Source organism: Pseudomonas sp. Irchel 3H3 (genome assembly GCF_900187635.1).
Lineage (GTDB): Bacteria > Pseudomonadota > Gammaproteobacteria > Pseudomonadales > Pseudomonadaceae > Aquipseudomonas.
The window spans coordinates 135,750-157,302 of sequence record NZ_FYEC01000011.1 but is presented as its reverse complement, the minus strand read 5'-3'; the positions used below and the strand labels follow the sequence as shown (position 1 = coordinate 157,302).

At 60.6% G+C, this 21,553-nt stretch carries 18 protein-coding genes and 2 pseudogenes; 8 read left to right on the top strand and 12 right to left on the bottom strand.

The features are described from left to right. Positions 1-166: 166 nt before the first annotated feature. Positions 167-541 (top strand): annotated as a pseudogene (locus CKW24_RS28260) (transferase); the annotation flags it as partial. Between the two features lie 142 nt (positions 542-683). Here CKW24_RS28260 and CKW24_RS14590 read toward each other — a convergent pair. Both CKW24_RS14590 and CKW24_RS14585 read right to left on the bottom strand, forming a co-directional pair. Beyond that, positions 684-1,910 carry a multidrug effflux MFS transporter gene (locus CKW24_RS14590; protein ID WP_095168887.1) on the bottom strand — a complete coding sequence of 409 codons (1,227 nt, stop codon included), beginning with the start codon at positions 1,908-1,910 and terminating at the stop codon, positions 684-686. A gap of 198 nt (positions 1,911-2,108) precedes the next feature. Then, positions 2,109-2,564: a MarR family winged helix-turn-helix transcriptional regulator gene (locus CKW24_RS14585; protein ID WP_095168886.1), complete on the bottom strand. Its 456-nt coding sequence runs from the start codon at positions 2,562-2,564 to the stop codon at positions 2,109-2,111. A 57-nt stretch (positions 2,565-2,621) separates the two neighbouring features. Between CKW24_RS14585 and CKW24_RS14580 the strand changes: the two genes are divergently transcribed. Together CKW24_RS14580 and CKW24_RS14575 are read left to right on the top strand one after the other, a co-directional pair. Then, positions 2,622-3,182 (top strand): PaaI family thioesterase, encoded by a 561-nt coding sequence (locus tag CKW24_RS14580; protein ID WP_095168885.1) that lies wholly within the window; start codon positions 2,622-2,624, stop codon positions 3,180-3,182. A gap of 85 nt (positions 3,183-3,267) precedes the next feature. Further along, entirely contained in the window at positions 3,268-4,275 is a 1,008-nt protein-coding gene (locus CKW24_RS14575) for an aldo/keto reductase (protein ID WP_095168884.1), read from the top strand. A gap of 95 nt (positions 4,276-4,370) precedes the next feature. On the opposite strand, the gene CKW24_RS14570 is transcribed toward CKW24_RS14575, so the two are convergent. Genes CKW24_RS14570 through CKW24_RS14560 form a run of 3 tightly spaced genes read right to left on the bottom strand, consistent with a single transcriptional unit; the run spans position 4,371 to position 8,487 of the window. Continuing rightward, positions 4,371-5,705 carry an MFS transporter gene (locus CKW24_RS14570; protein ID WP_095168883.1) on the bottom strand — a complete coding sequence of 445 codons (1,335 nt, stop codon included), beginning with the start codon at positions 5,703-5,705 and terminating at the stop codon, positions 4,371-4,373. 59 nt (positions 5,706-5,764) lie between these two features. After that, on the bottom strand, positions 5,765-7,306 hold the full coding sequence (locus CKW24_RS14565; protein ID WP_095168882.1) for a class I adenylate-forming enzyme family protein: 1,542 nt from the start codon (positions 7,304-7,306) through the stop codon (positions 5,765-5,767). Positions 7,307-7,308: 2 nt separating this feature from the next. Then, positions 7,309-8,487 (bottom strand): acetyl-CoA acetyltransferase, encoded by a 1,179-nt coding sequence (locus tag CKW24_RS14560; RefSeq protein WP_095168881.1) that lies wholly within the window; start codon positions 8,485-8,487, stop codon positions 7,309-7,311. A 146-nt stretch (positions 8,488-8,633) separates the two neighbouring features. Between CKW24_RS14560 and CKW24_RS14555 the strand changes: the two genes are divergently transcribed. Continuing rightward, positions 8,634-9,197: a LuxR C-terminal-related transcriptional regulator gene (locus tag CKW24_RS14555; protein WP_095168880.1), complete on the top strand. Its 564-nt coding sequence runs from the start codon at positions 8,634-8,636 to the stop codon at positions 9,195-9,197. Here the strand turns inward: CKW24_RS14555 and CKW24_RS14550 are convergent. Together CKW24_RS14550 and CKW24_RS14545 are read right to left on the bottom strand one after the other, a co-directional pair. After that, positions 9,187-9,381, bottom strand: a pseudogene (locus CKW24_RS14550) (integrase); the annotation flags it as partial. The gene CKW24_RS14555 and the pseudogene CKW24_RS14550 overlap by 11 nt on opposite strands. A gap of 172 nt (positions 9,382-9,553) precedes the next feature. Continuing rightward, complete coding sequence (locus tag CKW24_RS14545; protein ID WP_095168879.1) at positions 9,554-10,468, bottom strand: LysR family transcriptional regulator; 915 nt, start codon at positions 10,466-10,468, stop codon at positions 9,554-9,556. Positions 10,469-10,735: 267 nt separating this feature from the next. Here CKW24_RS14545 and CKW24_RS14540 point away from each other — a divergent pair, with 267 nt between their 5' ends. The 4 genes from CKW24_RS14540 (at position 10,736) to pgm (ending at position 17,066) form a co-directional block, all read left to right on the top strand. After that, positions 10,736-11,758, top strand: a complete 1,023-nt coding sequence (locus CKW24_RS14540; RefSeq protein WP_095168878.1) for a zinc-dependent alcohol dehydrogenase family protein — start codon at positions 10,736-10,738, stop codon at positions 11,756-11,758. Between the two features lie 599 nt (positions 11,759-12,357). Further along, positions 12,358-13,806 (top strand): hypothetical protein, encoded by a 1,449-nt coding sequence (locus CKW24_RS14535; protein WP_095168877.1) that lies wholly within the window; start codon positions 12,358-12,360, stop codon positions 13,804-13,806. A 105-nt stretch (positions 13,807-13,911) separates the two neighbouring features. Further along, positions 13,912-15,312, top strand: a complete 1,401-nt coding sequence (locus CKW24_RS14530) for a PLP-dependent aminotransferase family protein (protein ID WP_095168876.1) — start codon at positions 13,912-13,914, stop codon at positions 15,310-15,312. A 110-nt stretch (positions 15,313-15,422) separates the two neighbouring features. Continuing rightward, positions 15,423-17,066 (top strand): phosphoglucomutase (alpha-D-glucose-1,6-bisphosphate-dependent), encoded by a 1,644-nt coding sequence (gene pgm / locus CKW24_RS14525; protein WP_095168875.1) that lies wholly within the window; start codon positions 15,423-15,425, stop codon positions 17,064-17,066. A 576-nt stretch (positions 17,067-17,642) separates the two neighbouring features. On the opposite strand, the gene CKW24_RS14520 is transcribed toward pgm, so the two are convergent. From CKW24_RS14520 to CKW24_RS14500, 5 genes are all read right to left on the bottom strand, one after another. Continuing rightward, positions 17,643-18,308 carry a response regulator transcription factor gene (locus CKW24_RS14520; protein WP_095168874.1) on the bottom strand — a complete coding sequence of 222 codons (666 nt, stop codon included), beginning with the start codon at positions 18,306-18,308 and terminating at the stop codon, positions 17,643-17,645. Between the two features lie 57 nt (positions 18,309-18,365). After that, on the bottom strand, positions 18,366-18,923 hold the full coding sequence (locus CKW24_RS14515; RefSeq protein WP_095168873.1) for a PQQ-dependent catabolism-associated CXXCW motif protein: 558 nt from the start codon (positions 18,921-18,923) through the stop codon (positions 18,366-18,368). Between the two features lie 123 nt (positions 18,924-19,046). Continuing rightward, complete coding sequence (locus tag CKW24_RS14510) at positions 19,047-19,838, bottom strand: ABC transporter permease (RefSeq protein WP_095168872.1); 792 nt, start codon at positions 19,836-19,838, stop codon at positions 19,047-19,049. Further along, a complete protein-coding gene (locus tag CKW24_RS14505; RefSeq protein WP_095168871.1) occupies positions 19,835-20,566 on the bottom strand; it encodes an ABC transporter ATP-binding protein in 732 nt (243 codons plus the stop codon). Before CKW24_RS14505 ends, CKW24_RS14510 begins: the two co-directional genes overlap by 4 nt. Then, positions 20,563-21,522, bottom strand: coding sequence for a YVTN family beta-propeller repeat protein (locus CKW24_RS14500; protein WP_095168870.1), 960 nt, complete (start codon positions 21,520-21,522; stop codon positions 20,563-20,565). The genes CKW24_RS14505 and CKW24_RS14500 overlap by 4 nt, the downstream gene beginning before the upstream one ends. Positions 21,523-21,553 lie beyond the last annotated feature (31 nt).

Below are 21,553 nucleotides of genomic sequence, written 5' to 3'. Positions count from 1 at the left end.
AGGCCGCCAATTAGTTAGCTCCATTCGGGGCGACCAGCCTTTAGGCTTGATGATAGGTAAGTCCAGTAAACCCAAGCACGGAGTGCACTTGAATTTTAGGGGGGCTCCATGGTCCTAGCGTCAGCAGCCTGGATACCCGAACCTTACCTGTACCGGAAGAATTTCTATGAAGCTACTTGAGATCAGTACGTTTATTGCTCGTTGGCCCTTGCTGGGCTTGGTACCCCCTGCCGCTTGGATGGTTTCTCAAGACTGCGAAAACCAGGTTTTGGCCCTGCTGGCAGGCCTTGGCGCGGGTTATCGACGCCATGGAAACTGTGCCATCCACGAGAGTGCCGTTGTCGAGCAAGGGGCGGTGCTGAAAGGCGCGATCATCATCGGCGAAGGATCATTTGTAGCGGCGGGCGCTTACCTACGTGGAGGCGTTTACCTCGGCAGCAATTGCATTGTTGGCCCAAGCTGCGAAATAAAAAGCAGCTTCATGCTTGGTGGAAGCAAGTTGGCACATTTCAACTTTGTCGGCGACTCGTTGATTGACCAGTTCGCCTACGACTAAGCAGCGCCAACTTTAGAGCTGCCCATGTTCGCTATCGTGAATGCTGCAGCGCCGGGGCCTTACTCGAAGCGAGTGGAGAACTTAACGCTTGATGGTCGCCTTTGCTAAGGCCTCGGCAACTTCGCGGTTATTTCGCGAGACTGCCCCGTAGAAGGAACAGCGCAAGCGCGATCAGGCAGGGGGTCGTCTGCACACCGCCCAGTGCCGTGACCGGCGCAAATGTTAATACCGATACCAGCCAGGTAGTCAGTGCAGCCGCCCCCATGGAACAAAAGCCCAGCAGGGCGGAAGCCATCCCGGCTTCCTTGCCGAAAGGACCCATGGTGATGGCTGTGCCCAGTGGATTGGCCAGGCCCATGCCCCAAAGAAACGTGACCATTGAAAGGGCATACCACCCAAGGCTCGGATCGGACGGGCCTGCGAGGAGTAGCCCTGCGCCTGTCACGGCACAGGCAATACCGAGTGTGGTAATGAGTCTCGGGCCGTAACGGTGCGCCAGGCGCGGTGCCGCCATGCCAGCAGCAAACACAACGAATACCGTGCAGGCGAAGTACAGGCCTGTCTGCAACGACGTCAGGCCGATCCCTTTCATCAAAATAGCGGGGGCGGCGGCGAACGACGCGAACAGTCCGCTCATCAGCAGGCTCATCGAAAGGGCTGGCAGGATGAAGCGCTTATCGAGCGTCAATCGCCAATAGGCTTGCATGACGCTCTTGGCTGAATGCGGCGAGCGTCGGTCGGCTGGGTGGGTTTCACCAAGGCCGCGAACGTAGCAAAAGGCGAGCGCTATGGCCGCTAGCCCTACCAGGATAAAAATTGCCCGCCATCCAAGCGTGACCGACAGCACGCTCCCAGCCAGGGGGGAAAAACCTGGCGCTGCGGCGGTGGCAATCATGGTCAGCGACAAGGCACGAGCGAGCGCCTCTCCCTCAAACAGATCCCGCGCAATTGCGCGCGACAACACAGAGGCGGCGCACACGCCCAATGCCTGGATCACGCGCCCTGCAATTAGCGTATCGAGCGTGGTGGCGAGGCCTCCAATGACGGTGCCCACCACGAAGATCGCGAGTCCACCCAGCACCAGCTTCTTGCGCCCGTAGCGGTCAGCCAGTGGCCCGACCACCAACTGACCCAGGGCGAAGGCGATGAAAAAGCTGGACAGCGTCAGGCCAAGCTCGCGAGCGTCTACCCCCAAGTCTTCACCGATGACGGGGAACGCCGGCAGGATGATGTTCGTGGACAGCATGCTGATAGCCGCTAAACCTGCAAGCAACGCCACAGTTCTCCCGGTCAGCGGCTGGCTCAAGGGTCGAGATTGCTCGCTGATAACCGCCAATGTGCCTTTAGCCTCCATGCGTCACCTCCGCTGCCGGCTGTATAAAAACAACGTGGGTAGCGTCGCCTTGGAGGCCAACCTGTCGATAGGCAAAGGATGTAGTTTTGACATCGGCCACCTGGCTTGAAGAGTGGGCAAAAGTTGTCGTCATGGATTTGAATCCGCTGGCTTCTTTATTTTCAAGGGCTTTCAGGTTCAAGTACGCGGCCGAAAAAATCAGTCCCCTGCGGTGTCATCCGCGTCGTCGCCAAGGCATTCGATGCAGGCATCCAGAAGATCGTGCAATGCGGCGACGCGCTCGATGCCCAACAGTTCGTTGAGTGCTGTTTGCGCGAGCTTCCAGGCGCGCTGTGCTTCAGCTCGCTTCGCGTGTCCAGCCTCGGTTGCGTCGACAAGACGGCTGCGCGAATCATCGCCTGCACCGACCTTCAGCAAGCCTTGGGCCGCCAAAGGCTGAAGGTTTCTGGTCAATGTCGAAGCATCCATCTGCATGCGCTTTGCCAGATCACCGGGACGAATTGGCCCTAGCTTGACGACATGCGATAGCAGCGCGTACTGCGTGTTTTTCAACCCGGTCTCTGCGACATAGTGGTCGTAGTGGCGCGTCACCATGCGTGTGAGCTGGCGAAGCTTAAGGTTGGTGCATCCTTGTGGCTTGATCGGTTTATTCATGCGGTATATTGCACCTACAACTATTGCATATACAAGTATACCAACAAGGAGCCACTGATGGATGTCGATCAGGTTGTTGCGCAATGGATTGAGGAGGAGCAGGCCGTCCGTGATCGTCTTCAGGCGCCTGATGCGATGCCCAGAGGGCAAGCTTTGAGCCTCACGGGGATGGAAGTCTTCGAGGCGATCTTTGCCGGGGAGTTGCCCCCTCCACCTATCGGAGACACTCTCGACTTTTTGCCGATGTACATGGAGCCCGGCGTGGCTGTCTTCCAGGGTCGGCCCGGGCGCAGGCATTACAACCCTATGGGCACCGTGCACGGCGGCTGGTTCGCAACGCTACTGGACTCTGCGGTGGGCTGCGCCGTGCATACAACGCTGGCGGTAGGCAAAGGCTATACCACGCTTGAACTGAAGCTTAATGTGGTGCGTGCCTTGACCGATGCGGTGCCGTTGGTGCGTGCTGAGGGCAAGGTGATTCATGTCGGGAGCCAGGTCGCCACGGCCGAGGGGCGGATCGTCGGCCCTGATGGAAGGCTATACGCGCACGCCACCACGACATGCCTGATCTTCGATCACCCCAAAACCCCTTCGATGAGCGCTGGTGGCCGCGGCTGAGATCGATGTTTGGACCCGATCCGGACGCCGATCGGCACCGGCGGCGGCGCGCTGAAAGGCACCTGATGTGATTAACGGAGAAAACATGAAATACCTATCATTCGGCAAGACGGGCTTGCAGGTTTCACAGGTAGCTCTTGGTACGGGTAACTTCGGTACTGGCTGGGGCCATGGCGCCGATCAGGATACCAGCAAGGCGATTTTCAACGCGTACGTCGAAGCGGGCGGCAACTTTATCGATGGCGCAGACGTTTACCAGTTTGGGCAATCAGAAGAGCTGCTCGGCACCCTGCTGGAGGGGCGGCGCGAGAACTTCATACTCGCGACCAAATACTCCACGGGCGCACAACCAGACGCTAACCGGCTTGTCACCGGCAACAGTCGCAAGGCGATGGTGGCCTCGGTGGAGGCAAGCTTGAAACGTCTGCGCACTGATCGCATAGACCTCTACTGGGCGCATTGGCCGGATGATGTCACACCTGCCGAAGAAATCGTTCGAGGGTTCGAGGATCTCGCGCGGGCGGGCAAGATTCTTTACGCCGGTCTCTCCAACTTCCCAGCATGGCGGCTGTCGCGGGCAGTCACCCTCGCCGAACTCACCCATGCAGTGCCGATCGCCGCAGCGCAGTTCGAGCACAGCTTGGTTCGGCGTGAACCTGAGGCTGATTTGTTTCCAGCCTCTCATGCGCTGGGGCTCGGAATCGTCACCTGGTCCCCACTGGGCGGGGGCATGCTGACCGGCAAGTATCGCAACGGGGAGAAGGGACGTGCCGAGGCGTTGGGTGGCAAGGTTTTTCAACCGGAGAACAGCGAGCATCGCACTAAGGTGCTCGATACAGTGATCGCGGTCGCTGACGAACTTGGTGTCAGCCCAGGGCAGGTCGCAATCGCCTGGGCGGGTACACATGGTTCGGTTCCCATCATCGGCCCTCGGTCAGTTACCCAGTTGACCGACAACCTTGGTGCACTGTCGGTCGAACTGTCGGCGCAGCAGATCAGTCGCCTTGACGCCGTTAGCAGTCTGCTTCCTTCGGCGACGGCAAGGACGCCCATTCCCTGGGCTACGGGTAATGCAAGTCACGCCGTTGCCTGATGTATTCGATACTCGACATACCCACTCAGGTGCACCTGGATTTTCTGTTGGGGGCCGTTATTCGTTTTAAGCGGAGCCCGAATCGCCCCCGCCAGCTACACAAAATCCTGTGCACCCTCGCAAGCCTTCGAACGTGCTTGCACCACCCCCGAGCCGGCTACAAAATCTTCTTTGCGCAGCGCCGTCAGGGCAATCAACGACATCACACCAGTGCCAATGTAGAAATACCACGGTGAGGTAATGTCGCCGGTTTGCTGGATCAACCACGTTGAAATAAACGGCGCGCTGCCGCCGAATACGGCCACCGGAACGTTGTAGGCCACCGCGATGCCGGTCGAGCGGATACGCGTTGGCAACAGTTCGCTCATGGTTGCGTAGGTCGACGAGGCGTACAGCCCGAAGGTGATCGCCACCGCCATCAACGGAAGGAAAAACGTCGCCGGCGTCGCGTCCGGCGCGGATTTGAAGAACCAGTACATCGCCAGCGTCGCCAACACCCCGACTACCATCAGGAATGGTTTACGCCCGTACTTGTCGGTGAACGCTCCCCCCAGCGGCATCACAAGGGCCGCCGACAGGCTGGCGATGAACACGTAAAACAATGTGGTGCCGCTGTCGAATTTCAGGATGCGTGACATATAGGTCGAGGCGAACGTCAGCACCAGGTAAAAGATTGAACTGTGCAAGGTGATGATGAAAAACACCAAGGTAATTGCCCGCTTCCACTGCCAGACTTCACGCAAGGGTGCCTTCGACGTTTCCCCGGCCTTTTGCAGCGCCAGAAATTCCGGGCTGTCTTCCAGCTTGAGGCGGATGTACATCGAAATCAGGCCCATGGGGCCCGCGATCAGGAACGGAATGCGCCAGGCTCCGGCCTGCATCGTTTCGGCGCCGAGCACCCAGGTCATCCCGTTGGCGACAGCACCGCCCAGCACCAGCCCCAGCACGGCCGTCACCATCAGCCAGCAAGTGGAGAACCCGCGTCGACCAGGGCCCGCGTACTCGGAAATGAAGCTGGTGATGGTGCCAATTTCGCCTCCGGCCGAGAAACCCTGCACGCAGCGGATCAGCACCAGCAGGATAGGGGCCGCGATGCCGATGGACGCGTAAGTGGGCAGCAAACCCAGCAAACAGGTCGAGCCAGCCATCATGAACAGTACGGTAATCAGGGTTTTGCGACGGCCGATCTTGTCGGCCAGCGGGCCGAAAAACAGGCCGCCCAACGGCCGAATGAAGAAGCTCAACGCGAACGCGGCAAAGCTGCTGAGCAAACTGGTGGCGGGGTCATCCGACACGAAAAACGCCTGGCCGATGTACACCGCCAGAAAACCATACACGCCGTAGTCATACCATTCGATGAGGTGCCCGGACGTCGCACCGATAAACGCGCGGCGGCGCTGCCGGGCGAGATTGTGTTGTTGAGTAGCCATCGTCGTATTCCTGTCTTGTTTTTATTGATGGAAATTTCTATTGATGGAAAACAGGCGTTTCACTGGGATGTAGCAACGCTCGCGGCCTCCTTGAGCCATTGGCGCAGGTCGGTTTTGAGGATTTTTCCGTAGCTGTTTTTTGGCAGCTCGGTGCGAAACAGGTATTTCTTCGGCTTCTTGAACGACGCCATACGCTCGATAAACCAGTGGTTGAGCTGACCTTCATCCAGGCTGCTCTGGTCACGGGCGACCACGAACGCCACTACCGACTCGCCCCATTGCGCATCCGGCTCGCCCACCACGCACACTTCGAATACGCCCGGATGTGCTGCCAGCACCTCTTCCACCTCACGCGGATACACGTTGCTGCCGCCGGTGATGATCACGTCCTTGGAACGGTCAGTCAGGGTCAGATAACCCTGCGCGTCGAGGTAGCCGATGTCGCCAGTGAACAGCCAACCATCCACCAGGACCTCGCGCGTCGAGGCGTCGTTGCGCCAGTAACCGTGCATCACCGTTGCCCCGCGCACCGCAATTTCTCCGGGCTGCCCGGTGCCAAGGGTTTCGCGCGTAGCGCCGACGATGCGAATCTCGATGCACGATTGCGCCCGTCCCACTGACGATGCCAGGCGTGCCCAATCCGTATGGTTGCGATCAGCGATCAGTTCCCGGGGCAGGGCGCTGACCGTCATCGGGCTTTCACCCTGGCCGTAAATCTGCACCAGCCGAGGGCCAAAGGTGTCCACGGCATTCTGCAAGTCCGCCAGGTACATCGGCGCGCCACCGTAGACGATGGTTTTCAGGCCTTCACCGGCATACCCTTGCTGGCGCGCCTGCTCGACCATGCGCTTGACCATGGTCGGCGCGGCGAACAGCGTCACATTGCCAAGTGAAGTGGCCAGTTCAAACAACTCGACCGCTTTGAATCCGCGAGACACTGGCACCACATGCCGTGCGCCGCAACGCACATGGATGAAGTTGTACAGTCCGGCGCCGTGGGACATAGGTGCGGCGTACACCACCGAATCACCTTCGTGCACCGGGTCGACATCGATCGGGTAACACAGCGACATCGCCATCAAGTTACCGTGGGATAACATCACGCCCTTCGAGCGCCCGGTGGTCCCCGAGGTATAGAACAACCAGGCCAGATCATCGGCATGCCGTGGGACCGGAGTGTTGGTCGGCAGCAACTCAATCGAGAATTCGATCATGTCGTTCAGCCCAACCCATTCCCTGCACCCTTCAGGTAACTGGGCCTGGTCAAACAGCGTGCCGTCGTCGGTAAAGATCAGCCGCGCTTGTGCGTTGTCGGCGATCCAGCCGGCTTCGTTGCGATGCAGTTTGCAGTTGATCGGCACCGCAACCGCGCCGACCCACCAGATGGCGTACAGCAGTTCCAGGTATTGACAGCAGTTTTTCATGAAGAGGGCGACGCGGTCGCCGGGCTGAATGCCGTGTTGCTCGCTGAGCGTCATGGCCCGCCGCCGCACGTTTGTGGAGAACTGCTGGTAATCGGCAACTTGTCGAGCACCTTCGAACAACGCAGGACGCATCGGCCAGCGATGGGCTGCGTCATTCAGCCAATTGGCAATGTTCATGGCTATGCTCTCCGTGCCTGAAGCACCGAGGCGTAGTTGGCCACGGCCATTCCGCCCATGTTGAACAGCAGTCCGAATTCGGCGTCGGGTACAGCGATACCGATGGCCTGTCCGGTCAGTTGTCGGAAGGCCATGGCGTGCATCGACACGCCCGTGGCGCCCACGGGATGACCCTTGGCCTTGAGCCCGCCAGACAGGTTGACCGGAAGTCTCCCGCCGGCCTGCACGATGCCGTCATCCAGCGCGCGATGGCCTTGGCCTCTCGGCGCCAGCCCCATGGCTTCGTAGATCAGCAATTCGGCGATAGTGAAACAGTCGTGGACCTCGGCGAAATTGATCTCGGTCAACGGCACATCCGCGCTGCGCAACGCGTTCTGAATTGCTCGCTGCGGACCTTCGAAGGCCAACAGATCGCGTTGGGAAATGGGTAGGAAGTCGTTGACCTGGGACATCGAACGAATCAGCACTTCGCGACGAAACTGCTTGGCGCGCTTGGCCGAGGCCAACACGATGGCCGCGGCACCATCGGTGATCAGCGAGCAATCGGTCAGGCGCAGCGGCTCGGCGATGTACGGATTGCTCTCGGACACCGTGTTGCAGTGCTCGAAACTCATCGCCTTATGCATCTGTGCCAGGGGATTGCTCAATGCGTTGGCATGGTTCTTTGCGGCAATCTTCGCCATCGACATTAGCGGGCTGTGGTAACGCTGTTGATAGTGCTGCGCCGCCAGGCCAAACAACTGCGGGAAGCTGAAGCCGGATTCCTCGATATCATTCTGATAGCCCGCACCGGCCAGGGCCTTGGTCACCTGTGCAGTGCTGTTGGCGGTCATTTTTTCAGCGCCAACCACCAATACCAAGTCTGCCGAGCCCGAGAGAATCGCATTGATCCCGGCCTGAATGGCGGCTGAGCCTGAAGCGCAGGCGTTTTCGCAACGGGTGGCGGGTTTGAAGCGAAGCGCAGGGTCCGCTTGCAGCACCAGGGAAGCCGGAAAACCGTCAGGGACCATGCCCGAATTGAAGTGTCCGAGGAAAATTGCGTCGATCTCAGATGCATCGACGGCCGCATCGGCGAGCGCTTGGTGGGTGACTTGCACGATCAGATCTTCGAGGGTCAAATCATTCAGTCGACCGAAACGGCTGTGTCCGGCGGCGACGATGGAAACGGTGTGGTTAGCCATTATTGTTTTTCCTTTGCGATTGCAGGCGTTCCCTACAATGGCCCACCGCAAAGTCTGATCGCTACTTCGTGCAACTACGTATAGGAGTGAGTAGCCGAACTGACCGATACTGGGCTCATACCCATAAAAAGCAGCAGGACTGCACGATGAAAGATCCACTGGAAGACCTTGAACGGCTGGCGTTTCAAGTGTCGCCGGCTCCCCAAGTGATCACCGGCAACCGCAGCATGCTTGATCTCAACGTGGCATTTCTTGAGTTGTTCGGGTTCCAGCGCGACGAGTTGATCGGCGAGTTGATCCTCAAGCTCTATCCCTCCCAAGCCGACTACAAGGCCATAGGCGAACGCAGCCTGAGCTGGCTACAGCACAGCAAGAACGGCTCCTATTCCGATGAGCGCTTCATGCAGCATCACAGTGGTGAAGTGTTCTGGGCCAGGGCCAATGGCTACACGCTGACGCCGGATGATCCGTTTCAGTTGATGGTCTGGCATTTCGAGCGTATGGACCGCGTGTTTCACGCGACGGTCAACTTGACGCCGCGAGAACGGGAAATCTCGGCGCACATTGTCAACGGCCTGACCTGCAAGGAAATCGGCCGTAAATTGAACATTTCCCACCGCACTGTCGAAGTCCATCGGGCCCGGCTGATGAAAAAGCTGCAGGCCAAGAACAGCGCGGAGTTGGTGTCAAAGATCATTGTGCTGAATTGAAGTCGACGTCCTCCCAGCGCATCTGCACCAGTTTGCCGGCGCGGCCCGGCAACAGAACCAGCAGGCGCATCGCGACGGCAACGCTGCCGTCGTTGCACTCCACCCAGCCGCGCCGAGTCTTAGCCATTTTGCGCTGGCGACGCAGCTGCGTAATGATCGTGGCGATGTGTTCGAGCTTGATCTTGAACTGACAATCTTCGGGGTTGGCAGTGATATCTGAGAGGCACTCCAATTTTCATCGGCTGCATGTTCACCGCTCCGCTTAAAGTCTCAGGCCGGTCTATCGATTCGCAGAGAGTGCGGTCGGCGCTGTTCTCATCAATAAAAGATCAGATGAACAGCCTACCAGACGACGCCTAAAGACTCTCAGGATCGCCAAAGAACATCTGAATCCGCGACCGCAACCAGCGCTCCCCCGGATCATTGTCCTGAGACCCGCGCCAGGCCATGTGCAGCTCGAAGGTGCGGGTTGGTAGCGGTGGGTTTTCGGCGCGCAGGCCGCCGGCGGCGGTCAGGGCTTCGGCGGTGTAGTCCGGTACGGTGGCGAGAATGTCGGTGCCGGCCAGCAGGGTGCCCAGGCCGTTGAACTGCGGTACGGCGAGCACCACGTGGCGTTTGCGACCTTGTTTCTCCAGCTCTTCATCGACGAAGCCACTGAGGTCGCCGGCAAACGACACCAGCGCATGGGGGCGGGCGCAGAAGTCGTCCAGGCTCAGTGCACCGGGCACGGTGTCGGCGCGCAGCAGCTTGGGCTGGCTGCGGCGCAGCACTTTGCGCTTGGCATTGGCCGGCAGGTCGGTGGTGTAGCTGACGCCAATGGAAATTTCTCCTGAGGCCAGCAGATTGGGCATCAACAGGTAGTTGACCCGGCGCACCACCAGCACGATGCCCGGTGCCTCGGCGCGCAGGCGCTTGAGCAGCATGGGCAACAGGGCAAATTCGACGTCATCCGACAGGCCGATGCGAAATACCGTGGTGCTGGTAGCGGGGTCAAACTCGGCTGCGCGGCTCACGGCCGTGGAGATCGAGTCCAGGGCAGGGGAGAGCAGGGCGAAGATTTCCACCGCGCGGGCGGTCGGTTCCATGCTGCGTCCGGTGCGCACGAACAGAGGGTCGTCGAACAGCCCCCGCAGGCGCGAAAGGGCCGCGCTGATGGCCGGTTGGCCGAGGAACAGCTTCTCGGCGGCACGGGTTACGCTGCGTTCGTGCATCAGGGTTTCAAACACGATCAACAGGTTCAGGTCGACACGACGCAGGTCATTACGATTCATCTGGAGTCCTGGCAGAGTCAGCAAGCTTGACGAGAGCGGCCATATGAGAACAATGACCGGCATGAATCTTACGGGGAAAGGCTGTTACTCTGCACCGAGTAATTCATTTTTCCCACAATGCTGGTTCGGTTTTCTAGATTAATTGACGGATTTCCGGAGCTGCGGAATCAATGACAGGCATGTCGACTATTAATAGCCACTGATGGTCTTGGCCACAAAGCCCGGATAAAGTTCATGGCATTAGAGGTTACTTTGACGAGGTTTGCGATGTCCCGCACGATCCGTTTTCACAAGTTTGGTCCAGCCGAGGTGCTCAAATGCGAAGAGCATGCGGCTGCTCTGCCGGCACCCGGTGAAGTACAGGTGCGTGTCGAGGCGATAGGCGTCAGCTGGTATGACATCCTCTGGCGGCAGAACCTGGCATCGTCCCATGCACGGCTGCCGTCCGGGCTGGGGCATGAGATGGCGGGCGTGGTCACGGCTCTCGGTGAAGGCGTGGATGACCTGATAGTTGGCGACAAGGTGGCCAGCTTCCCGGCGGAAAGCCCCAATGACTACCCGGTGTACGGCGAGCAGATCGTGCTGCCGCGTTCGGCGCTGACCCGTTATCCCGATGTCCTGAGCCCGATCGAGGCGGCGGTGCATTACACGCCCTTGCTGATCGCCTATTTTGCCTACGCCGATCTGGCACGGGTCAAACCCGGGCAATTTGCCTTGGTGACAGACGCCAGCCACTGTGCCGGTCCGTCCTTTGTGCAACTGGGCAAGGCTTTGGGTGTGCGGGTAATTGCCGCGACCAAAACTGCCGAAGAGCGCGAGTACCTGCTGTCGCTGGGTGCCGAGAAGGTGATTGTCACCGAAGAGCAGGACCTGCTCATGCAGATCAACAAGCTCACCGACAATCGTGGCGTGGATGTGGTGTTCGACGGCCTGGGCGGTCCACAGATGTCGTTGCTGGGCGACGTCCTGGCGCCACGGGGCAGCTTGGTGCTGTATGGCCTGCAAGGCGGCAACCAGACGCCATTTCCGGCCTGCGCAGCGTTTCAGAAGAACATTCAGTTTTTCGTGCACTGCATCGGTAACTTCACCGGCAAGCCAGAGCTGGGGATTGTCCAGGACCAGGCCGCGCTGCAACGGGCACTGCGCGAAATCAACCAATTGACCGCCGACCGCGTGTTGCTGCCGCTCAAGACCCGGGTCTTCCCGTTCGCCGAGTTCGTCGAGGCGCATCGCTATATGGACGAGTGTCCGTGTCGCGAGCGAGTGGCGATTCTGGTCGAGCCCTCCTGAAATCAGCTCAACAAACAGCCCGCGAAAGCGGGCTGTTGCGTTATGGCCCCAGGTAAACGCCGTACCCACTCCCCTGATAAACAGCCTGTTCAGCAACTGAACTGGTTTTTGTCTGTGATCTGTATCTTCTAATCAATATCCAAGCCCTGATAATTGAATGATCACTTTCATCTCAAGGAATGAGTCATGGCTGAGCCTTTTGTTTTAGTCAGCGCGATTAACAGTGTCGGGTGGCGGGCGCATTGCTCGCCCACGCCGGGCGTTGGTGTTTGGCAAGTAGCGCAGCTAACTACTAGTTGCGTATTTTTTGCCGGGTTATGGCTTCTTGGTTTTGCGTACTCATTGTCTGTGGGAAGTTGTCGGAATTGTCCTAGGCCTTGCCGTATTTGCCTGAAAGCCCCTGATTCAGGCGCACGCAGGCGAACTTTCCGGCGTGCTAAATCTGTTAGGGCAATAGTGTCAAATAGTTGCCGAAGTCAAAATGCCACCATTGATCGCCGATAATTACACCTCGCACTAATCAATCGAGATTGATCACTGCCACAGCGGTTGAGCGATGTTCTTTTGATACCGACTTATTGAATTTCAGGTAAATAACGATGAGCACCATGCATGATTCAGCGATGAACAATGTCTATCACCAAGTACTGACTCGTCTGCTGAGTTTCTTCTCCCGGGCAGAGCGCACCGCACTGCAACTTTTGATCCAGCGTTTACTGGTAGCGGCTGGCGGCCCGGAAAGAATCGAGCATTTCAAAGTCCTGCTGGCCCACTCCGGTAGCCAGGACAGCTGCTACTCGCTGGCGTTGCTGCGTGCCGCGCAGTTGAGCATCGCCGCCCGGTCGCCAGCGACCTTCCACCTGCGGGTGGCAACCCTGCGCATGGGCTCGACGACGCCGGCGATCATGGACAGTATTCAGCGCAGCTATGCAGCGCTGTTTGTCTACGATGACCCGCGCGTCGAGGTGCTGATGGTCGATAACCGTGAGGTATTGCCCTTTAGTCATTTACCAGCGCTGTCCGACGCCGGCCGAGAATGGAATCGCACCAGCCTGTTGTTGCTCGGCCATTCGCGAGAGCCGGGGAGTCCTTATGAAGCCTGTGATGACGGCTACCTGGCCACCGGCGAATTTTATGGGCAGATGAGCCGCTGGCAGGGTGGCGTGGATGCGCTGGTGGGCGGAGCAACGGCACGTCAGCAGCGGCAGTTCCTGGCCGGGTTGGCCCGAGCAGCCCAGCGCGCCAGCTTGCCAACGCTGGCAGAACCGGCTCTGAGCATGGATGGCCTGCTGAGCAGCCTCGAACAACTGGACAACGATTGCTACCGCGAGCTGTATGCCGAGCAACAAACCGTGGCCTGGCGACCCCAGGCGGGTTTTGACGCGCGGCGCGGGACCACCTTTATCGATATCCAGGACCTGGTGACGGGCAACGCGCAAGAGCGCTGGCTGTTGCTCAACGAATTCCTCGGCCTGCAGGCGGAGGAAGCGGATGTCGCCCTGCGGGAAAACGACTACGCCAGCGCGCTGCTGTCGGCCCATTGTCGTGGATTGCAGGCCAGCTACCTGGAGGGCCAGCCGTATGAGCGCGGATTTGCCCAGTACGTGCAGCGCGGGTTGTTGCTCATGCGTAAAAGAGGCCTACCAGAGCCCGTTTGCCAGCAGGCCTCGGCGTTTTACGACAATCCCCCGGCATTGGCCGAGCGGCGCCTCGAGGCCAACGCCGAACTCCAGCAGAACCTGGGTCTGTGCGAAGCGCAACTGGTGTGCCTGTTGTTCGCGCCCTTTGTCGGGCAGGGCGCGGGTCTGGAGAGATTTCTGCGGCGTTGCCATCCCGGCATGCTGGTGGCTATTGGCGAGCTGCACAAGGCATTGCAGGGCGAGGCCGCGCCGGAGCAGGTGATGCACTGGATGGTGGATGTCAGCGGCTTGCCGATCAACCTGATGCGCACGCTATATCGCCGGTGTCCCGTGCTGGAGGCCGACGTTGCGGACTCCAGTGGCGGGGCCTTGGTGCACGCGCTCAATGCTCTGTCAGCGCGACCTTGAGGAGCCTGGTTTGACTGATTCGAACTACATGGGCCGCGACACCAGCGGCCAGGCGTGTCTGCCCCAGGCTCGGCCCCTGACCCTTGCTGCGATTGGCCTGCGTCCATGAAAGAGCAGAGAGAGAGCGACTTTGCCTATCAGGCGGTGTACCGCTACCTGACCTGCCTGATCAATGAAATGGAGGCCGAGACGCCAATCAAGCTGCCGTCACTGCGGCAACTGGCCGAGCGCCTGAGCGTGTCGATTTCGACTATCCAGTACGCCTACTCGCTGCTGGAGAAGGAAGGGCGGGTGTACTCGGTGGCCAAGTCCGGTTACTACGCACTGCCGGTGTCGCTGAACGCGGCGTTCTGCGGCGGCAATGACCTGTTGGAAACTCTCTACGTGAGTGCCAGGCGCCCGGGCATGCTGGTGATGAGCACCGATGAGCCGGCCCTGCTGCAGTCGCTGGACAGTCCGTTACTGCTACTGGAGCGCGAACTGGTGCGTCAATATCCGCGCCAGCAGCAACCGCACTCCCAACCCTGTGGCGAACTGGAACTGCGTACCGCGTTGGCAGCGCGCTACACCACATCACCGATCCGTTGCTGGCACGCTGACGATGTCTACATTGGTGCCGATTTGCGTGGCGTGCTGGAGATCCTGATTGCGGTGCTGGCGCTCAAGGGCGCCACCGTGCTGGTGGAGTCGCCCTGTGACTGGGTGATCTTGCGCTTGTTGCAGGCGGCCGGGGTCCAGGTTATCGAGTTGCCGATCGGCGAGGATGGCTCGCTCGACCCGCAATGGCTGGCACACCTGTTGGCGACCGAAACAGTGCGCCTGGTGCTGTTGTCCTCCGGCGTGAGCATGCCCAGGGGCAGCCTGATGCCGGCCGCCAACCGCCAGGACATCGCGCACCTGTTGCAGGAGCACGGTTGCTGGGTCCTGGAGAATGATGTCTACGGCGAGCTCGGGCACGAGCCGAACGAGTTGCGCTTTCGCGACCTGCTCGATCCCGAGCGCTTGATCGTGTTTTCGACCTTCGAAAAGCTCATGGGGCCCGAGGCGCCTTACGGCTACCTGCTGTCGCGCCCGCTCAGCGCTGAACTGCAGCGGACCTTTTTGCTGCGCTCATTCCGCTTGTCACCGATCCGCCAGAAAGCCATTGCCCGGCTGTACAGCAGTGGACGCATCGACCAGCACCTGCTGGTATTGCGTCGCCTGCTCAGTGAACGCAAAAGCCGCATGGTGCAGCTGCTGCAGGAGCGCCTGGGTGATGCGCTGGACTTCGTCGAGCCCGCGGGTGGCGCGACCCTCTGGGCCCGCTCGCTGCGTCCGGTCGATATGCGCCGGGTATTCCAGCGCATGCTCAAGCAGAGTGTGGTGATTGCCCCGGGGGAGCTGTTCAGCCTGCATGGCCTGCATTCGCAGCATGTGCGACTGAGCCATGCGTTTAATGGCCAGCACGATCTGGACACGACCATGGCGATGCTCGGCGATGCCCTGAGGCTGGAGTTGATGGAGTAGTCGAGGGGCAAATAATCCTGACCTGGCGCGGATAGATATCGTCGCTCTATAGTCAAACTGCCAGTAAACTCCCTGCCTATTCTTGAACCACTCTTTTTCAGAGGTTTTGCATGACACTCAGTCCTTTTGCGGGCAAGCCGGCACCAGCAGAGCTCTTGGTCGATATCCCGCGACTGGTAACAGCCTATTACACCGGTCGGCCCGATGCCTCGGTGGCGACCCAGCGCGTTGCGTTCGGCACCTCCGGGCACCGTGGCAGCTCGTTCGAGCTGAGTTTCAACGAATGGCACGTCCTGGCGATCAGCCAGGCGATCTGCCTGTATCGCCAGGCCCAAGGCATCGACGGCCCATTGTTCGTCGGTATCGACACCCACGCGCTGTCGACGCCGGCCGGTGCCAGCGCCCTGGAAGTGCTGGCAGCCAACGGCGTGACCGTGATGATCGCCGCCAATGACGAATACACCCCGACCCCGGCCATTTCCCACGCGATCCTGTGCTACAACCGCGGCCGCACTTCGGGCCTGGCCGACGGTATCGTCATTACGCCGTCGCACAACCCGCCGCAAAGCGGTGGCTACAAGTACAACCCTACCAACGGTGGCCCGGCCGATACCCACATCACCAAGTGGATCGAAGCCAAGGCCAACGAGCTGCTGGCCAACCAGTTGGCCGGGGTCAAGCGCATCAGCTACGAGCAGGCGCTCAAGGCCAGCACCACCCATCGCCATGACTTCCTCAATACCTATGTCGCCGACCTGATCAATGTGATCGACTTCGACGCAATCCGTGGGGCCAATCTGCGCCTGGGCGTCGACCCACTGGGCGGCGCCGGAGTGCGCTACTGGTCGGCTATCGCCGAGCACTACCGCTTGAACCTCGAAGTGGTGAACACCGAGGTCGATCCGACGTTCCGCTTCATGTCGGTGGACTGGGATGGGCAGATTCGCATGGACCCGTCCTCCAGCCACGCCATGCAGGGCCTGATCGGCCTCAAGGAGCGCTTCGACGTCGCGTTTGCCTGCGACCCGGACCATGACCGCCACGGTATCGTCACCCCCTCCGGTGGTTTGCTGGCGCCGAACAACTACCTGGCAGTCGCCATCGACTACCTGTTCCAGAACCGTCCGTTGTGGCGTGCCGATGCGGGCGTGGGCAAGACCGTGGTCAGCAGCGGCCTGATCGATCGCGTGGCCAAGCGCCTGGGTCGACGCCTGTACGAAGTGCCGGTGGGCTTCAAATGGTTCGCTGACGGGCTGTTCGACGGCTCCCTGGGTTTTGGTGGCGAAGAGAGTGCGGGCGCTTCGTTCCTGCGCAAGGATGGCGGCGTCTGGAGCACTGACAAGGATGGTCTGATCCCGGCGTTGCTGGCAGCGGAAATGACCGCCCGCACTGGCCGCGACCCGAGCCAGGCCTACCGTGCCCTGACCGATGAGCTGGGCGAGCCCTTTGCCGTGCGCGTCGACGCCAAGGCCAGCCCCGAACAGAAAGCCCTGCTGGGCAAACTGGCGCCGGAGCAGGTCAAGTCGACCCAACTGGCGGGCGAAGCGATCCAGAGCATCCTCAGCAAGGCGCCGGGCAACGACCAGGCCATCGGTGGCTTGAAAGTCATGACCGAAAACGGCTGGTTCGCCGCCCGTCCTTCAGGCACCGAAGACATCTACAAGATCTATGCCGAGAGCTTCATTGGCGACGATCACCTCAAGCAACTGGTGCAAGAAGCCCAGACCCTGGTGGATGGCGCGATCAGCGTCTGAACCCCGGCTCCCACCCTTGTGGGAGCGTGCCTGCTCGCGATGGCGGTGTGTCAGGTACCGTCGATGTTGACTGTGCCGGCCCCATCGCGGGCAAGCCCGCTCCCACAGTGGTTCTGGGTGTTCGCAGATTCTGGGTACACCCACTCAACCTGTGGGAGCTGGCTTGCCAGCGATAGCGGTGGGTCAGGTACCGTCGATGTTGACTGTGCTGGCCCCATCGCGGGCAAGCCCGCTCCCACAGTGGTTCTGGGTGTTCGCAGATTCTGGGTACACCCACTCAACCTGTGGGAGCTGGCTTGCCAGCGATGGCGGTGGGCCAGGTACCGTCGATGTTGGCTGTGCCGGCCCCATCGCGGGCAAGCCCGCTCCCACAGGGGGTCTGGAGGTGCTCGCAGATTTTGCATGCGCCACAGCCAACTTGTGGGCGCTAGCTCATGGGAAATTCGTACACCAGGAAAAGCCAGGCCGGCCGGTAGGCCGTCTCGCCCACCCTTACCACTCAACAGGCCGAGTGTTAGCTCGCCTGCAGCTCTTGATCTTGATCCACACGCCCCAACCGCGAACCCGCAAAGGGCCTCAGCGGCGCAGGTACGAGCCGAAATCGATGTCCCCGGCACTGAGGATCGCCTGTACCCGGTTGTGCACGTTGAGCTTGCGCAGGATGGCCGAGACGTGGGCCTTGACCGTGGTCTCGGCGATTTCCAGGGTGTAGGCAATCTGCTTGTTCGATTCGCCCTTGGTCATCCGTTCGAGTACCAGCAACTGTTTGCGAGTCAAAGCCTGGAGCAGTTCCGGCGGGAAACTCGGGGTGTCGTTCATGCGCCGCTGGCTGCTGCTTTTTTGCGTGCGGATGATATCGGGCGGCAGGTACACGTTGCCGTTGAGAATCTGCTCGATGGCTTCGGTCATCTGCGCCCTGGGCGAGGACTTGGTGATGAAACCCACCGCGCCATAGGTAATGGCTTGCAGGACGATCTGCTTGTCCTGTTCGGCGGAGACGATTACCACCGGGATGGTCGGCGCTTCGTTGCGCAGGTTGATCAGGCCATTGAGGCCGTGCATGCCCGGCATGTTCAGATCCAGCAGGATCAGGTCCAGGTCGTCATGGCTCTGGGTCAGGGCCAGGGCACTGTCCAGGTCGGCGGTTTCCATCACCTCGCTGCCGGGAAAACCATCGCTGATGACGTTATGAATGGCTTCGCGGAACAGTGGGTGATCGTCGGCAATCAGAATTTTGTACATAGCCTTTCACCTCGTTATTTTGATTATGGTGTGGCAACAACACGCAAGGGTGCAACGTCAGGGAAAGGGCTCCGGTTGGGCCAGGGTCACGGGCAGGTTTGCTGCCTGCCAGGCATCCAGGCCGTCGCGGTACCAGTACACCGACTGATAGCCCAAGGCTGCGGCGCGTTTTACCGCGTTCCAGCTCAGCCAGCAATCGGAGCGGCAGTAAAACACCAGTGCACGCCGGGTATCGCCCGCGGTCAATGTTTGCAGGTTACGCGCAAAGTAGGCCTGCCAGGCAGGGCTCAGATCGCCGTCACCGGTGTTGGCCAGCCAGTGGCTGCCGGGCAGGTTTTCGTGGGGCTGGTCTTCAATGAAACGCTCATGCAGCCATTGCCGACGGTAGACGTCGATCAGCAGCGGACGCGGTGTCTGGCCGAGCAGGGTTTGCAGGCTGGCGGTATCGACAATACTCGCGCCCGGCGCCTGGTCGGGCGTCGGACTGCGGTACAGGCTGATGCGGTAGCCCTGGGCGGAAAACAGTGGGCTGTCGGCGTGGGCCACGCCCAGCAGCAGGCACAGCGACAGGGCAGTGAGAGGAGGGCGCAACAGGCGATGGCAGGCACGCAGCATAGCGGTTCAGTCCTTATCGTTATGAACCTATTACATGCCAGTCGTTGTGCCTTGGGAATGCGACGATAGACAGGAAAACCAGTACCAAAGTAGTAGTTTTGCGCCTTTGTTGGCAAATACCGCCTAACCTGCCTTGCGCAACGCTGCATGCTGCGGGTTGAACGTCAGCACCGCCAGCAGGCCGAACAGCAGCGTCAGCCCGGCGCACACCGCCAATGCCAGGGGGTTGAACCGCTCATACAGGGCAAACCGCACCAGCTCCACCGCATGGCTGAACGGATTGACCGCACACAGCCAGTACAGCCACTCGCTGGAGTCGCGCATTTTCCACAGCGGATACAGCGCCGACGACAGGAAAAACAGCGGGAAGATCACGAAATTCATCACCCCGGCGAAGTTCTCCAACTGGCGGATCCCATTGGACAGCAGCAACCCCAGGGCGCTGAGCATCAACGCCACCAGCAACAGCGCCGGCAGGGCCAGCAGCAGGCCCGCCACCGGCGGGCGCACCCCATACAGCCAGGCAATCGCCAGGAAGGCATACACCTGCAACAGCGAAACCAGCGCGGTCGCCAGCAACTTGCTGCACAGCAGGAAGGTCCGTGGCAGGGGGCTGGTGAGCAGTACGCGCATGCTGCCCATTTCCCGGTCGTAGACCATCGACAGCGAACCCTGCATGCCGTTGAACAGCAGGATCATGCAGGCAAGACCGGGGATGATGTAGACCTCGTAGGGGATGTAGGTGTCGTAGGGCTCGATGATTGCGATGCCCAGCGCCGCCCGAAAGCCGGCGGCAAACACCAGCAGCCACAACAGCGGGCGTACCAGGGCGCTGAGAAAGCGCGTGCGCTGCAACACGAACCGTAGCCATTCGCGCAGCACGATTCCGCGCAAGCATTGCCAGTAGGCGTTCATCGGGTGGCTCCCATGGTGGTCAGGCGGTTGAAGGCCGTGCCGAGGTCGCCGCCATGTTCCAGGCTCAAGTCCGCGGCCTGCCCGCTGGCCACCAGGCGACCCTGATGGAGAATCAGCAGGTCGTCGCTGGGCGACACCTCGTCCAGCAGGTGGGTGGTCCACAGCACGCTCAACTGTTGCTCGCGGCACAGGCTACGCAGGTGCTGGTTGAGGGCCAGGCGGCTGGCCGGGTCGAGGCCGACGCTGGCTTCGTCGAGCAGCAACAGGCGCGGTTCGTGTAGCAGGGCGCGGGCGATCTCTACCCGGCGACGGTGGCCACCGTTGAGTTCGCGCACCCGTTCACTGCGGCGCTCGGTCAGACCCTGGCGCGCCAGTTCGGCGTCCACCCGCTGGCTGCTCTGGCGCCGGGACAGGCCATGCAGGGCAGCGTGGTAACGCAGGTTCTGTTCGACGCTGAGGTCTAGGTCCAGGGTGCTTTGCTGAAATACCACGCCCAATTGCTTGAGCGCCGGACGCGGGCGGTCGCGCAATGAATGGCCGCCGACCCGGATCTCGCCGCGCTGCAGGTCATAGAGCCGGGTGAGCAGGGCAATCAAGGTCGACTTGCCTGCGCCGTTGGGCCCCAGCAACGCGGCAAAACGCCCTGGTGCCAGACTGAAGCCGACCTGGTTCAGCGCCTGGCGGGCACCGTAGGCGAAGCTCAGGTCGCTGACGTCCAGGGCATTCATGGCGTGACCACCACGCCCCAGGGGTAACGCCCGACCTTCACCGACTTGACGACCTTGAGGCTGTCGACATCGATCACCGAGACATCGCCGCTGACGCCGTTGGTGGCCAGCAACTGTTTTTGATCCGGGGTGAACGCCATCTGCCAGACGCGGCGTCCCACCAGCAGGTAGTCGAGGATTGCAAAGGTCCTGGCGTCGATCACCGCCACATGGTTGGCCGGGCCGAGGGCGACAAACCCGTACTTGCCGTCGGCGCTGAGCTTGACCCCCACCGGCTGGACCTTGTCCGGGTGCACGCCCTTGATCTGGAAGTTCAGGGTCTTGAGCACCTTGCGGCTGGCCACCTCGAGAATGGTCACGGTGCCGCCGATTTCCGCCGAGGCCCAGAGCTGCTGGCCATCCGGGGAGAACTCGACAAATCGTGGGCGCTGGTCCACCAGGGTGCTGTCGGCCAGGGTCTGGGTGCTGGTGTCGATCCAGTGCAGCATGTTGGTGGTTTCACTGGTGTTCACCGCCCACTTGCCATCGGGGCTGACGGCCATGCCTTCGGGTTCGACGCCGACGCTGATCTGCCCGAGTACCTTGGCGGTCTCGGTGTCGATCACCGTCACCAGCGCATCGTCTTCGTTGGAGACGTACAGCCAGCGGTTGTTGGGGTGCAGGGCGAACTGCTCGGGGTCCTTGCCGGAAGGCAGCTCTTTGATGATCTTGCGGGTCGCCACGTCCATCACCTGGACCCGGTCCGAATCACTGGCGCAGATGTACAGCAGCTTATTGTCGTGGGACAGCAACAGGCCACGAGGGCGCTGGCCGACGGGCAGGGTGTCGGTGACTTGCAGGGTCTGCAGGTCGATCAGGCTCAGGCTGTTGTCCTTCTCGTTGGAGACCCAGGCGGTGCTGGCCGCGGCGTGCCCGGCGGCGAGCAACAGGGCGCATGAGAGCAGGGTGCGGCGCATGGCGGATACCTTCTGGTTGTTGTGGGGTGGG